Consider the following 14,867-nt stretch of genomic DNA (forward strand, 5'->3'; position numbering starts at 1 on the left):
AGCTGCTCGAGCTGCGCGGCCGCGGTGCAGCCGCTGCGCGCTGCGCTTGCCTTCCTGATCAGGCGTGTCGTTGCACGCGGTGGCGCTCGCCGCGCGGCGGTGTGGTCCGCGATCGGCCGCCCCGTCCGGGCTCCCGCTCCCCTGACTCCTCTCGCTTCTTTCCGGTGACTTTGCTGCGCGCTGTCCCGAGACCGGCTGCGCCTGCAAGGGGGTGTTCATAACGCGGCCGCGTTACGAATTCTTCCTCCCTTGCTCTCCTGCCATCGCTTCGCTCCCGTTCACCGGGCGACAGGACTCAGGGGAACGGCGGCAGGGCTGAAAGGCAGGCCGATTGCGATCCACACCCTCATTGAGGGGCTTCTGGATCTTGGGGCCCGGCAGTTTTTGAAACACCACAGGAGGAATGAAATGAACGCACTCGCAAAGATGATCGCCCCGAACACCGCCGCAATATCGGTCGCGCTTTCGACGGGACGGGACGTATCCATGACACTGGATCGTCTGTACATCGCCGACGACAACATGACGACCAGACGCGATCCGGATTGGGTTCGCTCTCTGGCCGCGATGATCGAGGCGCAAGGGCTGATGCATCGGCTGTCGATCACGATGGATGCGGAGGGTCGGGGCGCTGTTCATGCGGGCGGTAACCGCTTGCTTGCGCTGCAGTGGCTTCAAGGCCAAGGCAAGCTGGCCGAGGATGAGCCAGTCGAATGCAAGGAGTACGAGGATGCCGAGCGTGCTGTTGCGCTCAGCCTTACGGAAAACCTCGGGCGCATCCAGCACCACCCGGCCGATGAGTTCATCGCGTTTGCCAAGCTCGCCAAGCAAGGCAGGTCGGTTGCGCAGATCGCCACGGCGATGGGGGTTTCGACGCTGACCGTGGAGCGCCGTCTTGCGCTGGGCAAGCTGGCTCCGCGATTCATCACGCTTCTGCGCGATGGCGGAGCGACTCTCGACCAGTTGAAGGCCTTGAGCCTGAGCGATGACCACAAGCAGCAGATCGCCGTGTGGGACTCCTTGGGGGAGCACGGGCGGAGCGCGTATTGCATCAAGGAGCGGATCGTGCGGGCTGCGGTCAGCGCGACAAGCAGGTTCGGGCGGTTCGTCGGCGTCGAAGCCTATGTGGCTGCGGGTGGCGTGATGCGCGAAGACCTGTTTGCGAACGACGGCGAGTGCTGGCTACACGACGGTGCCCTTGTACAGCGGCTCGCCGACGAGAAGCTGGCCGAAGCTGTGGCCGGGGAAAAGGCTGCTGGCTGGTTGTGGGTGGAGGCAAAGCCGACAGTGGCTTACTTCGAACCGGATCGTTTCGAGCGGGAGCGCGCGAAGTCGCGCAAGCCGAGCGCAGAGGAAGCGATGTGGATCCAGACGTGGACCACGCTGCACGACGACGCGCGCGAGATGGTTCGCGCTCTGGATGCCGAGTGGCGCAAGACGCCGAGCGGCTCTTCCGAAGAAACCGAAGCTGCGCGGCGGATGAACGATGCGCAGGTCGATGCGAAGAACGTCGCAGAGATTCTTTCTGCGCTGCATGCTTCTCTCGCTCAATGGTCCGCGAAGCAGCTTGCGAGTCGCGGCGTCGTGGTGTCGGTCAGCGCGGCCGGTGATATCGAGTACGCGCGCGGCCTGATGCGCCCCGAGGACAGGAAGGCGATCGAGAAAGCGAAGATCGCGGCCCTCAAGGAATCCGGCAAGCCGATTCCTGCGAGCTTGCAGGCGAGCGCCAATGCAAGTGAGGATGGCCGTGCGGATGGACGTACGAATGGACGCGCGGATGGACGTGTAAAGGGCGAACGTGCGGCAATCTCCGAACGCCTGATGCTTGACCTGAGCGCGCACCGGACAGCGGCGATGCAGGCCTCGTTGGTGGACAACTCGCATGTGGCGCTTGCACTGGTGGTGCATACGATGGCGGTGCCGGTTTTTTCGTCGCAGTCGTACTTGCAGACGCCCTTGAAGCTCCGAATGGATTTGACCAGGCACTCCGCTTTGACCAGCCGTGCGTCCGAGTACGACGCCTGCCCTGCCGCTGTCGCGCTGGCTGTAGCGTTGGAGCAATGGGGTGATCGGGTGCCCGGTGGCGAACCCGTCGTGATCTTCCGGTGGCTGCTGGCTCAGGACACGGGGGTGCTGCTCGATCTGCTGGCGTTCTGTGCGGCGAGCGGTCTGGACGCGATGCATGGCCGTGAGCGCCCCGGCTACGACATGAGCGATGCGTTGGCCGATGCGCTCGAACTCGATATGGCCGACTGGTGGACTCCGACGCCTGCCAAGTTCCTCGAAAGTGTCTCGAAGGATCAACTAGTCCAAGCAGTGACGCAGGCCGAGAGCGCCGAGGCCTCAAAGCCGATGGTCACGATGAAGAAGGCCGATGCGGTGGCCTTTGCTGCGGCCAAGCTGGAGGGCAAGCGGTGGCTTCCTGCGCCACTCGCGCGCAAGGCTGCACCAGCGCAAGTGGGTAGCGAAGAGGAGGAAGAGAACGACGAGCAAAGGGAAGAGGAACAGAAGACAGGGGACGGCAACGAAAAGTGAGGCAGCGAGGGCGGCGTACGCCGCCATCCTCCCCTCTCGTCCCCCTCCTCTCTTTCTCGTCATGAATCAGGTGCGCTTCATCTTCACCGACGAACTGCATGCCATCGCCTACTGGGCAACCGAAGAGTTCAGGAAGTATGCGGTCGACGTGCGGGCCGGCCCCGCCCGCCGGCCGATGACCGTCCGCACGCTCTATGTGCGCGCGAGAACGCCTGAGAGCGCCGTCGAGTGCGCAAAGCGTGCAGACTGGTTGCGCAAGCGCGGCGCGCGATACAGCGCCCGGCTCGCCGGTCCGCGCGAACTCGGGTGCGTGGCCACTGGCCATCTGCAACCCAGGTGTTGAGAGCTTGCAGCTACGATTGGGCCAACAGACTCATGCGGCAATGACACAGTCCACTTACAAACATACGAAACCCTGCGAATCGTGCCCTTGGCGCATCGACAAGGGCGCTGCGGACATTCCGGGCTTCAGTCTGCCCTTGGCGGAAAGACTCGCGGCGACCTGTCCGGATGAACGAGGCTTTGGTCCCGACTACGGTGCCCCCATGTTCGCCTGCCACCACTCGAAAGAGAACGGAGAGATTCCGTGCGCGGGCTGGCTGGCCGCGGTGGGTGAGCGACATCCAAATGTGCGAATCGCAGTGATGGAGGGTCGAATCAATCCTCGGGCGCTGGATCGCGCTCCCGACGCTCCCCAGCTTCATGAGAACTATCGGGAAGTCCTGGCCAAGTTGCGAGGTCAGTGAGTCAGCTTCGGAGCCCGTGCCATCGATTTCCGGTTCGACGACTCCTGGATTCGATCGACAGCTACAAGGAAAACAGATGGATATGTCGAGTGTCCCGAAGGCCACGAGCAAGGAGGAAGCGGCAATGGCATTGGAGGCGCATCAGTGCCTCGTCGCTGCGCTCGAGCATTCGAAGGCCGGTTACCTTCAAATCACCGTCGAGGACGGCACACGAAGGTCACCTCTCAAGATACCTGCCCGGGCGCTTCGTATCCTTGCCGATGTCTTGGATGCAATGGCGGCTGAACAAGAGCCTCCTTTTACGGAGCCGCAGGCGTGCAGCCTGACAACGGAGGAAGCTGCGATTCAAATGGAAGTCGCTCGACCTTTTGCTGGCAAAAAGCGAAGTCTCGAGACATCAGACGCACCTCCCCGTCACGCGGCACAAGAATCATCGAAGCAAGCCCTCGACGAACTCGTGAAGCTCTCCCAAAACGCAGGAATGGAACTCTAACGGGCGGCCGGTTCGACACTTTGTTGACGGGCAAGTGATTGCCGTCCTCTTTCAGCGCGCAGCGATCGTACTGATGCCCGCGCCCAACGCTGCGCACCTTCGCTATCCGCGCGAGCTGCAGCGCGCTCGAAGGTCGCTCGTATAGCTTTTGTAAGTCCCGATGCCGACCAAGGCGGCGGCAGTTGGTCCTGACATCGAAAGCGGGCAAGGATATGGACGCCTCGATTGTTAGGGTCGGTGACGTCGCCTGGCCGCCCTTGACGGCGCAACTCGGCCTGAACCTCTTCCACGAGTGCCGCGGGAACGGGCATTCCGAGTACCTTTCGAGGCACATCATCCAGCACGAGCGACCACTCATCATCGCCATGCGATTGCAATTTTCGATGTAAATGCTCACACCGAAGGTGTGTCAGCCGGGCAAGACCGAGTTCACTGAAGCGGAGCCATCGCATGGCCCGAGCCAATCGTCGGCCGTGCGCAGTGGCCATCTCGTCCTCCAGCAGGGCTTCCAGCAGGGCCCAGTCTGATGGTGAGATGCTGCCAGACCGGACTGCCTTCGGGGCCGAAGGCCGAAACCGACGAACAGTTTGCGCCGCGAACGGATTGATCTTGAGGTAAGCGTGTCGGACCCAGAACGCAAACAGGCCATGAAGGACTGTCATGGCTTGGACGATAGCCGCTGGTGCCAGCGGGCCCTCAAACGGCCGCCACCGCGGCGACCAGCGTTGAGCATGACGAGGTCCGCACCAATCAGCTGGCGGCGCACCGAGAAAGTCCCGGTACGCCTGCACGTCATCTTCATGCAGTGACGATATTGCCTTGCGACGCACGAGCACCGTCCAGAGCAGGAGGCGCTCCGCTTCCTTGCGGTAGGAGCGACTCGTGGACGCAGAACGCGGAGCGCCATCAGCGCCGCCCGTTGCTGCGTCAAGCCAGGCATCGACAGCCTCGCGGTCGCTTCGGGCAGTAAGAAGGCATTCGCCCTCCCCTTGCTCCGGCAGTCGGGGCCCCCCTGCCAGTGCGGGCGGCACTTCGAATTTCTCGTACGGTCTCAATGCCGTCCCGGACTTCACGACCTTCTCCAGCAAGTGTGCGGGCACTCGTTTGCGCTGAAGAAAGACGTGAGCGCCCACATCCATTTTTATCTCCTTTGCGTGGAGCTTGAGCCATTCAAGTACACGGACACTTTTACGGACTCCAACGCCTGGGACATGCAGCCACCACCGATCGCCATGCGCGTTGACATGCTCGACCAATTGCCCGACGTCCTTCAGGCCCGCACGTGCCATCCGGCGCGCGATGGATTCGTCCAGCCAGGACGACAAGGGGTCTGCGGCGGTCGGCGCCTGTACAACGTGTTGCTCGAGCCATCGAAGCGCTTCGAGCTGCTTGGCTACGAGCCGTTGTCTGCGACCACCTCGGCGACCCGAACTGCTTTGGCTCGAGGCGGAAGCCATGGCAGCTTGGTAGGCTTCAATCTGCTCGTCTTCCGAAAAGTCTTCCAAGCCATGCAACACGGCGAAGTCTTCCAGCGACGGGGGCGCCGAAACGTCTTTGACCAGCGCCGGTTCAAGAAGGATCAGACGGGCCAGGCCAGGTCGCTTTGCCTGCCTGGCGGCGACAGCGAACGCGTCTCGAATCCATTCGATCGTCCGCCGGACCGTTCGTGCATCACGGTGCTCACCCTCCGCGCGCATGTAGCGGTCCCAGCTGTCCTGTGCGTCAATGCCTTGCACGACGGCTCGCATGAACGCAAAGTGCCCGTGGTGCAAGTGGCGCTGAGCAGGCCGCTTCATCGCGCGCGGCGCTCCTTCATGGACAAGATGCACCTGAATTGGCATGCCTGCTGCGGCCGGGCTCGGACCCCACATCGAGGCACAAGAAGGTGGACTTGACGTTCAAAGGGGAGCATTGATCAAGTAGGCGATGCTAGGAAGGGAAGAGGTTGGTCCGACTTCTTCATTCTAGAGTTGCTTCAAATAATCATCCATGCGATTTTCTGATGAACTCGGACATGCTGAAGACGTCACCTGAATAATTAACGATATAAATCAATGACTTAGCGTCGTAATTCGGAGTTCGATTGAGGATGAACTTTCAGGGCCAAGCGATGTTCTCCGCGCTACGGCCGCTTCCCTCAGCTTCAAAGGAATGCCGCTACGCCGGCTCGATTCTCAAGCTCGCCGGCACCTTTCTGACGAGCTAAATGGCTGACGCTTGCGGACCAGGCTAGGCAGCGCGCCCACGTGGGAACTTTCTTGAGCGAGGCGAGGCTGACTGCAACGTCTGGGCCTGCGCCCATCTGGCTGTGCCGCCGTCGCCAAGTTCGACTAGACCGTGCCCGGTGCTCGGCCGCAAATCCCCCCGACGACACATCTTCGTTGAGCTGGTCGCCGACTGATCCAGTTCGACGTGCTCACTCTCCTCCGCACGAGGCGGTTTCGTGCGGCGAAGACATCATGTTGAATCGTGGCTCAGTGGGCGTTCGGCTCTTCAGTGGAGGAGTTCCCAGTCGGATTCCGCCTTTGAGAAACTTCAGCGGGTGTCGTAGGCAAAAGCAGCAGCCTTTAGGATGCAGTCCAGGAATACGAGGACCCGGACGCTTTGTGTTCGGCGTGCTTCTGTTTGGGGGGTGGTTCGGAACCACCCCCCAGCGCCGGTGCTAGAGTTCGTTTTTATTATCTGGATGGATCGACATGGCGTGGGCGCTAGAGAGTCACCAAAAAAAATGGAGCCGGTGTCTCTCCTTCTCCAGAAAGGTTCAAAGCCGCGGCGCCGTGCAGTTAGATAGGGCCGGAGAAACCGGGGCTTAGCTTGTTTGCGACCAATCCACTCCGATAGATCTTCGCGAAGATGGGGCCGGGTGGCATGCAAATGCAAAATCCTCAGAAGAAGGTCCGTATCCAAGGATCACCCGCTGAGGGGATTGCCTCCGACGAGCCCGCTGATAGTTAAAGAAGAGCGGTAGCCGCAACCTGGTCGATCCGATCGGGCCAACGGCAGACCCGCTTGGCCAAGCTAAGAGCTCAAAAACGCCGCTTTGGCGTCTCCGGACTGCATCGGGCTGTTCGAGCACCAGCGCGCAAAATTTGGGGCGAGGGCTCCGGTCGGCCCCCTACCTTCTATCCGCACCTTGACTCCCGACCAAGACAGGGGATGCATCGAACGCAGCTTTTGACCGCGTCAATCTGAAAAAAAGGGGGGTGGTTCGGAACCACCCCCCCTACTCTGTAGCCGATCCGGGCTCTACCGCCTAAAGCCCCGACATGAATTCCTGCAGCAACTGCTGAAGCTTTTTTCGCTTGGCATCTGCCAATGGAAGATGGATGCGAATGCTCGCGCGGCCATCCGCATCGAAAGTCAAGGTCGCGGCTTTTTTCCCAGCCACCTGCAGGGCATAAGGATGGGCCTGCACTTGTACGCCCTCCTGTCCGGACACCAGCGCAAGCAGCGCGTCCTTAGCCTGAAGTCGCGGACTCCTGGCAGCCAGCTCTTGGGCCCTCGCCAAAACGCCCTGCGCATCTGCTTCCAGCGCTCGATTGAGGACTGGCGCCCAGCGCAATTGAATCTCAAGGGGCGAACGAAATGCGCCGACCACAGCATCTGGCAAGCGCGCCAGTGCCAGTGATTTGCCGACATTGCTATGGTCGATTCCGAGGGCAGACGCGAGCTGCTTGTTGGAAGTGAATAGCCCGAGATCCAGAGCGCGGACGTACATCATCCCCTGCTCCCAAGGCGACAAATCCTGCCGCTCACGGTTTTCGCGCTCCATCTCGACGAACAGCGAGCGATCGTCGAGGTTGTCGACAACCGCAAGTACGGGAACGCCCAACTGACGACATGCTTCATGTCTTCGGTGACCGAAGACGATCTCATAAAGCACACCCTCGCCGGCTGGCTTGCTGCACGGTCTGATCTTGATCGGCTGAACGTTTCCGCCGGCCTCCTGGATCTCACGCTTGAGTCGGTCGAAGTCGTCACCATCGAAGCTGCTTTTGTGGCGATTCGCGTAGCGGCTTGGCGCAATGGTCGCGGGATCCAACAGGCGTGCGGCCTTGGCCCCATCCCAGCTCCGGAGATCCTGAACGACTTCGCCCAGTTCCGCCTCCAACGCGGGCACTCGCGAGGCGGCCAACCGCAGTTCCTCGTTCTCTCGCAGAAGATCAGACCGCGCATCATTGGCAAACGCCATCATCGCGCCTGGCGCAGTTTTCGGCTGCTTCGTGTCCGGGGACAGACCCGTCCCACTCGTCAGTGAAGCAAAGTCGATCTTGGATGCTTTGTCGCGCAAGCCCATATCAATCTCCTGAAGACAGCGAAACGCTTTCGGCCAACTGACGTTCCCAGACCGCCTCGATCTGTTGCTCGACCAATTCGCACATGCGATCGTAGGCATCGCGTGCACGGGCGAACGTCTTCGAGTTCACTGAGCCTCGAGGCAGGTCATACACCGTCCCGAACTCAGCGCTAGCTGTCGCAGCCACCGCCGTCTTCGGAATCTCGATAGGCAAGACTTTGTCACCGTAGCCCTCGAGCACCCATTGCCGGACCACCGAGCTGGCGGCATCGGATGCCTCGACGCGCGACAGAAGCACGTCGATGAACTCGAAGCTCTTGTTCTTGCCGCGGCTGCGAATGAGTTGGTTGCAAAGATCCGAGAACAGATCCCAGAACTGCGCGGAGCTCGCGAAGTCCAGCGCCGAAGGCGGCAACGGCATGATCACGCCATCAGCCGCCATAAGCGCGTTGATCGTCACATAGCTCAAGGAAGGTGGCGTATCGATCACGATGACGTCATAGGCTTCGCGCATAGCGTCCAGGCCTCGATCCAGCACGCGCCAGAACTCAAAGCCCGGATCCTTGGCCTGGCGCGCAGGCAGGATGAACTCGGCGCCATAAAGCAGGGGAGCGGCGCAGACGAGATCGATGTTGGGCCAATACGTTGGGCGGATCGCGTACGAGAGATTGTCTTCATCGCCGGCGAACAACGGCATGGCCGTGTTCTCCGGGTCTACCTCTGCATCGGGCAGTACACCGAACAGCGTGGTCGCCGAGCCTTGGGGATCAAGGTCCAGAAGAAGGACCCGATGGCCCCGCATTGAGAGCCCTTGCGCCAACGTCACGGCCGACGTCGTCTTCGCGACCCCGCCTTTGAAGTTGGCGACTGTAATCGTGATCCCTGCTGCGCCTTTGGGCCGGATGTGTGACGCTCTGAGGTCTCGGGACCAGGTCTGTGCTTCGGCCATAGTCCATTCGCGGCGATTTCCCTGGATATTGCCGGACGGCAGGTCACCGCGCGTTAGGCGGTATGCGATCTTTGATTTGTCGACGCCGCACAGCTCGGCCAACTGCGCACTGCTGAGAGAGGGGGCCAACTTGACTGCCGTCGGCGCCAGCATCGCGGTCCGGATGTGCTCCATCATGCCGGCGATGCGTTGTGCCTGTATCTCGATATCCTCCAGAGACTGCCGTTTAATTGTTTGTTTGATGTCCACGCGAAGAACCCTCGGAAGTTTTACTGTCGCGCGATTATGCCCACCGCCTGCGAAAAATCGAAGAATTCTTAAAACACGTCAGAAGTGACGCTTCTCTTTGGAGGGTTTGTGGATAACTTCTCCGAGTTAAAGAGAATATCTAATACCTTAAAGAAGTTAGGCGTCTGCCTCAGCGCAAAAAACTCCTTTTGCGACAAAGAGTTAGCCCAAAATCTTTAAGTACGGCGTCCGCGCTTTAACCGGATGCGTCCGTGGTTTGCTCGCATGCGTCCGCCGCTTGCTCGGAAAGTGTCTGTGCTTTGATGAACACCTCGCGCGCCTGTGCATAACTCTGATCACTAGACGTCGGCCCCACATTCAGCTCCGCAAACGGCAACCGTCCGTGATCTAACCAGCGGTTTCGCACTGACCCAGCACCTCGATATGACATGGTGTCTGTAATTTACTCGGGATCGTTCGTTCATCAGCGCCATATGTGTCCGTGCTTTACTCGCATTCAGCCGAGCACTCAGGCCAAAGTGTCCGTGGTTTACGCGCCCTAGACCGCTCATAAATCACAGCGAGGTTGAAATCTGGTGTCCAAGCATCTATGGACATATGATTGATGCATGCCGGTACCCGCAGCCAATCCCCCGATCGCAACGCCACGCCCCAGCGTGGGCGATGCACTGGAGTTGCGCAAGCCGCACGAAATGATCGTCATGGTGCCTCGTTCGGCGAGGGTGACGTTGACGGCCCGCCGCATCTATACGGTGCTGCTCCAGGTTTCTCAGGCTCGCCTGGGATCAATGGAGGCCATGCCCCTCGCAGATTTCATGTTCGAAGCGCCGCTGGCCGCGGTACTCCGTACGACTGGGTCCGATGGCGCTGACCGCACCGCCGCTAAACGCTATCTGGGGGAGATGCGAAGCCTGGAGGTGGACTGGGAGTCCACCGCGCCCGGCGACGGGGTGAAATGGCGCGGCTTTTCGATGTTGTCCGAAGTGGCGCTGGAGGTCCGCCGTGGCGAGACTTGGGTGAGCTGGTCATTTCCTCCCTCCATCATGACCGCGCTGCGCGATCCGTCGCGATGGGCGCGCATCGAACTGGACGTCTTGGCCCGGCTGAGCACGTATGCAGCCATCGCGCTTTACGAAATCTGCGTGCGCTATCGCGACAACCCCGGTGGCGTCACCAGTCGCAAACCCGTTGGCTGGTGGACCGATGCGCTGAGCAATATGCCTGGCGGCGACAAACGCGAATGGCGGAAGTTCAAGAACGAGCGCGTCAAGGAGGCGGTCGCAGAGATCAACCAGGAAACGGACCTCGAGATCGAGCTTATCGAGCATCGGCAGGGCAGGGTGGTGAGTGAGGTTCAGTTCGCCGTTCGCCGTCGGGCCAAGACCACGAACCCCGCAGGTCACGAAAAGCCGGTGGATGCCAACTTGGTGCTGCGCTGCGAGACACTCGGGATCCGCGAGATCAAGCTGGACGGCCTGATCAAGGAGTTCGGGGAAGATAGAGTGCGCGATCAACTCGATACACTGGAGCGACGCGCCGCAAAGAACTCCTTGCGTGCGGTCGATAACGCGTACTCGTACCTTCGATCCCTGTTGCGCAACGAGCGTGACCCTCAGGGCGAAGCCGCACCGGAGCCGGCCCCACCGGAAATTGCCCCGGCAACTCCTTCGCTTCCTGTTGCTGCGTCGGCAGAAGACTTGGCCGGGGAGCGGATCAGGGCGATGCGCAAAGAAATCGAAGCTCTAGACCCAGCGGAGCGGCAGGTCTGGGTAGATCGGGCCCTACAGTCGTTGGCATCGAAAAAGCTGCTGACCGCCATCGTCAGCCGCCGCGCTTCGCAGGGCGACGTGCTGCATGGGATGCTGGGTTCGATGGTGGTGCAGACGTATGCAGCTGCGACCTACGGTCCCGATTGGAATGCACAGGTAAGACCCAGCTCGCCTGTCTAAATGTCATCGCCGGCTCAGCCGTTCCGGCGAAGTCTGTATCGCAATAAGCGATACGAGGTCACGTTGACGAAGCGGCTACGGTGGCTTGAAGCACTATGGCGGCAATCACGACTGCCACGCCCGAAATGTTTTGATTCGAGCTTTCTTGCCCAGGCAGTTGTGATCTTGTTCCCGTTACCGGAACAAGGAGCGGAGCGGGGAGACGGCGAGCACGATCCGGCCGCTTTCTCGATGACTCCACGGAGCTCCTCGGTCTTCAGAGCAAATCGCACAAGGACCTCGCTGGACTGCACGGCCCAAGCGTCTGCGGTCGCAAGCATGCGTGCCGCCGGCAGGCGCATGAACTCGCTGGCTGAAAGGCCCGGATACGGCCCGATCCGACACCATATCTTCGGCTGGATATCGACGACGCCGGCCTGCGCTCGCATAAATCCGCTCCAGTCGTCAAACACTTCGGGCGTGTAGCGAATATCGAGCAAAGTCTTGCGATCGATGATCTCAGGTGCTGCGGGCCATCTGCTCCGGAGGACGGAAACACGCTTTCCACTTCCTTGGGCCTAGGACTCTCATCGAAGGACGCCTTAAACGCCGCTGCTGTGGCGCTGTGAGCTGCCGCCGCTACGAAAACGAAGCATCCCCAGTATGCGGCGAACACATCTTGATGTCACGAGAGGTGTCGTTGGTACGTATACGCTAGTGCGCTCCGACGGACACCATGACCTGCATCGGGCCGGCTTTCTCGAAAAACATCGTCATCTCGTAGCTGCGGCCCCATTGCAGCGGCACCTTCAGGTTGCGCAGCACCATGTGCGGACGGTCCTTGCCGAAGTCCAGCTTGTCGGCCGGCGCGAAGTCGATGCTCTTGATCGCCTTGGCCGAGGGCGCGTCGCTGCTGCGGAAATCCACCATCTCGGCGTAGGGCGTGCTGACGCGCACCAGCCGGTCCTTGCTGCGCACGCTTTCCATGGTGAAGTAGATCGGCGCGGACGCCAGCTGGCCTTCCTCTGTGGCATCGGCCCAGGGATGGATCAGCGTGAAGTCCAGGCCGTAGTACTCGTGCGTCGACGCGGCGATCGGCGAGAGCACAAGCGTCAGCAGGAGGACGCGCCGCATGGCGGAAGCGATGCGAAAGAAGCGCGGAGTAGGTGTCATGGGATCGGGAATGAAAGAAGAGAGGAGGCTCTCGACGCCTCAGTTCGAGAACGACATCGCATAGCCCCAGGCATCGAGCCGGTGCGGCATGGCGTTGAAGGCGAGCGTGCTGCGTGTCGCGCCGCGGTTCACCGGCACCTCGTGCAGCAGGTAGCTCGGAAACAGCAGCAGGTCGCCCGCGGACGGCGTCGGGCCGATCCATCGTTCGGCGTTGAAGGGCCCGGTGGCGCTGCGCGGGTTGGCGTTGCTGAACACGTAGTCGCGCCCGCCCAGGCTTCGGACGAAGGCCGTGTTGCTCGCCGGCTCGCAGTCGCTTAGGTACAGGATGCCCGACGCAAAGCTGTTGGCGTGGTTGTGCACCGCCTGCTGGCCCCCGGCCTGCATCACGTTGAGCCACATCTCCTTCAGGCGCCACTGCAGCGCCTCGCCAAAGAGCAGCGTGCCGAATTCGCGCAACGGCGCATCCAGGCGCTGCGCCACGTCGCGCAGCAGCGGCGCGTCCTCCGGCGACAGCAGGCGGCTGTGCGCGAGCGCCTCGGAGCGGTGGTTCGCCTGCGAGAGGTCCTCGCCGAGCTGCGCGAGCACCTCGGTGACCAGCGCTGCGTCCAGGCATCCCTCGACACGCATCACCGGCGTCGGAAAGAGCTCGAAGACCTGCGCGCGCGGCGGCGTCTGTGTGGGCTCGGTCATGGCGCCGGTCAGCCCGCGATCGCGACGATGCGCGAGATCGTCCAGAAGCTGGCCAGCGCGCCGATGCCGTAGAGCGCCGGCCGCTTCACGGCGAGCGCGAACGCATGGCGCCGCAGCAGCACGACGAGGCCCCAGGCCAGCGCCACCACCAGCAGCTGTCCGGCTTCCACGCCGAGGTTGAAGCTCAGCAGCGCCAGCGGAATGTTCTGCTGCGGCAGGCCGATGTCCTTCAGTGCGCCTGCAAAGCCCAGGCCGTGGATCAGCCCGAACAGGAAGGCGACGAGCGCGGGCCAGCGGCGGCTCCAGGTCTGCCGGCCGTGCAGCGCCTCGGCGGCGACCAGCACGATCGACAGCGCGATGGTCGCCTCCACTGGCGGCGAGCGCAGCGTGAGCCAGCCCAGCGCGCTGGCCGCGAGCGTGAAGCTGTGCGCCAGCGTGAAGGCCGAGATCGTGCCGATGAGCCGCTTGTTCAGCCCGACCAAGAAGAGCAGGCCGATGACGAACAGCAGGTGGTCGATGCCGCTCAGGATATGCTCCACGCCCAGGATGCCATACACCTTGGCCAGCTCCAGGCTGCCGCGTTCGTCGCGCGCGCCGCCGAAGAGCTGCACGGCGGGTTGCGAGCCGCTGAGCGTGTGCACGCTCTGCCGGCCGTCGCGCCAGTAGATGCGCACGAGCGCGGCCGAATACGCCTTGCCCACGCCATCGACCGACAGCGTGCCCGCCATCGGCCCCGCGCACTGCACGGTCTGCGCGTCGCCCACGCAGCCTTGCGGCCAGGTCGGCGTGAGTTCCTCGGAGACGGGCCGGCTCTTGCCCGGCGCGCCCCATGCCCAGACGAACTGGCCCGTGGTGGCCTCGCGCATCGTCATCTCGGCGATGCTCATCTCGTGCGCGCCGGCACCGGCCGCGTGCCAGCCGACGGCCAGCGCGAACAGCGCGCGCAGCGCCAGGCGCCAGAGCGCTGTTGCCGTTGCCGTTGCCGTCATGGCTTCTCGCCCTCCGTGCGGACGGCGTACTTCTTGCCCATCTCGCGCACCGCGTCGGAGGTGAGCTGCGCCATCGTGTCGTCCTTCCAGTCCTGGTGCACCGAATCCTTCATCTCGTCGAACTTGGCCGTCGTGCCCGGCTTGACGGCTTCGACGCGGACCACGCGCAGGCCCGCGGTGCTCGCCACGGCCTGCCATTCGCCGGGCTTGAGCTGCGTCAACTTGTCGGCGAACTCGCTGCCGTAGCTCTCCACCAGGTTCGTGCGCGGGCGGTCCTTGAAGACGCGCAGGTCGCTCTGCGTGTCGCTCCTGGCCGTGCCGTTCAGGGCGGCGGCGAAGGTCTCCAGCGTCTCGGGCGTGCTGTCGCCGACGACCACCGCTTCCATGAAGTCGAAGCGGGCCGGCGTGTCGTAGCGGTCGCGGCGGGCCTCGAACCAGGCGCGCAGCCCGGGCTCGTCGATGGGCGGCAGGGCGAGCCCGCTGCGCGCGATGCTCATGGCCTTGAAGATCACGCGCTCGCGGATCGTGCTGTCGCCGCGGTCCAGCCCGAGCGAGAGGCCTTCGCGGTAGAGCACCTCGTTGTCGACCCAGCGGTCGACGAGCTTCTTCATGTCGCCGGACGTCGGCTCGCGCTTCATGCCGGCCACGAAGATCTCGCGCACCTCCTTCTGCACGTCGGCACCCACGGTGATGGTCTGCGGGTCTTCGCGGCGGGCATTGAGCAGGTGGTCGGCGCCGAACAGCAGCAGGCCGAGAACGAGGAAGTGAAGCAACGGCTCGCGTGCAGCGCGTTTCAGGGCGTTGGAAAGGTCCATGGG

General features: G+C 62.4%; 12 protein-coding genes. 5 read left to right on the plus strand and 7 right to left on the minus strand.

Going from position 1 to position 14,867, the window contains the following annotated elements; all coding sequences use genetic code 11:
* The first annotated feature begins 408 nt into the window (after positions 1-408).
* From BM133_RS33250 to BM133_RS33260, 4 genes are all read left to right on the plus strand, one after another.
* Positions 409-2,535 (plus strand): ParB/RepB/Spo0J family partition protein, encoded by a 2,127-nt coding sequence (locus BM133_RS33250; RefSeq protein WP_143100285.1) that lies wholly within the window; start codon positions 409-411, stop codon positions 2,533-2,535.
* A gap of 61 nt (positions 2,536-2,596) precedes the next feature.
* Positions 2,597-2,878 (plus strand): hypothetical protein, encoded by a 282-nt coding sequence (locus tag BM133_RS33255; protein ID WP_093443651.1) that lies wholly within the window; start codon positions 2,597-2,599, stop codon positions 2,876-2,878.
* Between the two features lie 40 nt (positions 2,879-2,918).
* A complete protein-coding gene (locus BM133_RS35000) occupies positions 2,919-3,281 on the plus strand; it encodes a DUF6283 family protein (protein ID WP_143100286.1) in 363 nt (120 codons plus the stop codon).
* A 76-nt stretch (positions 3,282-3,357) separates the two neighbouring features.
* The gene (locus BM133_RS33260) at positions 3,358-3,774 is read left to right on the plus strand and encodes a hypothetical protein (protein ID WP_093443653.1); all 417 of its coding nucleotides are present in this window, start codon (positions 3,358-3,360) and stop codon (positions 3,772-3,774) included.
* Here the strand turns inward: BM133_RS33260 and BM133_RS33265 are convergent.
* From BM133_RS33265 to BM133_RS33275, 3 genes are all read right to left on the minus strand, one after another.
* Positions 3,771-5,615 (minus strand): phage integrase family protein, encoded by a 1,845-nt coding sequence (locus tag BM133_RS33265; RefSeq protein WP_177225027.1) that lies wholly within the window; start codon positions 5,613-5,615, stop codon positions 3,771-3,773. The two genes, BM133_RS33260 and BM133_RS33265, sit on opposite strands and share 4 nt — an antisense overlap.
* Positions 5,616-7,027: 1,412 nt before the next feature.
* On the minus strand, positions 7,028-8,071 hold the full coding sequence (locus tag BM133_RS33270; RefSeq protein WP_177225028.1) for a ParB/RepB/Spo0J family partition protein: 1,044 nt from the start codon (positions 8,069-8,071) through the stop codon (positions 7,028-7,030).
* Between the two features lies 1 nt (position 8,072).
* On the minus strand, positions 8,073-9,269 hold the full coding sequence (locus tag BM133_RS33275) for a ParA family protein (RefSeq protein WP_256219436.1): 1,197 nt from the start codon (positions 9,267-9,269) through the stop codon (positions 8,073-8,075).
* Positions 9,270-9,925: 656 nt separating this feature from the next.
* On the opposite strand from BM133_RS33275, the gene BM133_RS33280 reads away from it, so the two are divergent.
* Positions 9,926-11,218, plus strand: a complete 1,293-nt coding sequence (locus BM133_RS33280; protein ID WP_177225029.1) for a replication initiation protein — start codon at positions 9,926-9,928, stop codon at positions 11,216-11,218.
* Positions 11,219-11,911: 693 nt separating this feature from the next.
* Here the strand turns inward: BM133_RS33280 and BM133_RS33285 are convergent.
* From BM133_RS33285 to BM133_RS33300, 4 genes are read right to left on the minus strand one after another with little or no spacing between them, the layout of a single operon-like run.
* Complete coding sequence (locus tag BM133_RS33285) at positions 11,912-12,370, minus strand: copper chaperone PCu(A)C domain-containing protein (protein ID WP_093443661.1); 459 nt, start codon at positions 12,368-12,370, stop codon at positions 11,912-11,914.
* Between the two features lie 39 nt (positions 12,371-12,409).
* Positions 12,410-13,060: a TIGR02466 family protein gene (locus BM133_RS33290; RefSeq protein ID WP_093443663.1), complete on the minus strand. Its 651-nt coding sequence runs from the start codon at positions 13,058-13,060 to the stop codon at positions 12,410-12,412.
* An 8-nt stretch (positions 13,061-13,068) separates the two neighbouring features.
* Entirely contained in the window at positions 13,069-14,049 is a 981-nt protein-coding gene (locus BM133_RS33295; protein WP_093443665.1) for a HupE/UreJ family protein, read from the minus strand.
* Positions 14,046-14,864: a peptidyl-prolyl cis-trans isomerase gene (locus BM133_RS33300; protein ID WP_093443667.1), complete on the minus strand. Its 819-nt coding sequence runs from the start codon at positions 14,862-14,864 to the stop codon at positions 14,046-14,048. Before BM133_RS33300 ends, BM133_RS33295 begins: the two co-directional genes overlap by 4 nt.
* Positions 14,865-14,867 lie beyond the last annotated feature (3 nt).

The organism is Variovorax sp. 770b2, from assembly GCF_900115685.1.
Classification (GTDB): domain Bacteria; phylum Pseudomonadota; class Gammaproteobacteria; order Burkholderiales; family Burkholderiaceae_C; genus Variovorax.

Excerpts from the sequence above, each read along its gene's own strand:
- BM133_RS33250 (WP_143100285.1), top strand. The coding sequence starts at position 409 with ATGAACGCACTCGCAAAGATGATCGCCCCGAACACCGCCGCAATATCG.
- BM133_RS33255 (WP_093443651.1), top strand. The coding sequence starts at position 2,597 with ATGAATCAGGTGCGCTTCATCTTCACCGACGAACTGCATGCCATCGCC.
- BM133_RS35000 (WP_143100286.1), top strand. The coding sequence starts at position 2,919 with ATGACACAGTCCACTTACAAACATACGAAACCCTGCGAATCGTGCCCT.
- BM133_RS33260 (WP_093443653.1), top strand. The coding sequence starts at position 3,358 with ATGGATATGTCGAGTGTCCCGAAGGCCACGAGCAAGGAGGAAGCGGCA.
- BM133_RS33265 (WP_177225027.1), bottom strand. The coding sequence starts at position 5,615 with ATGCCAATTCAGGTGCATCTTGTCCATGAAGGAGCGCCGCGCGCGATG.
- BM133_RS33270 (WP_177225028.1), bottom strand. The coding sequence starts at position 8,071 with ATGGGCTTGCGCGACAAAGCATCCAAGATCGACTTTGCTTCACTGACG.
- BM133_RS33285 (WP_093443661.1), bottom strand. The coding sequence starts at position 12,370 with ATGACACCTACTCCGCGCTTCTTTCGCATCGCTTCCGCCATGCGGCGC.
- BM133_RS33290 (WP_093443663.1), bottom strand. The coding sequence starts at position 13,060 with ATGACCGAGCCCACACAGACGCCGCCGCGCGCGCAGGTCTTCGAGCTC.
- BM133_RS33295 (WP_093443665.1), bottom strand. The coding sequence starts at position 14,049 with ATGACGGCAACGGCAACGGCAACAGCGCTCTGGCGCCTGGCGCTGCGC.
- BM133_RS33300 (WP_093443667.1), bottom strand. The coding sequence starts at position 14,864 with ATGGACCTTTCCAACGCCCTGAAACGCGCTGCACGCGAGCCGTTGCTT.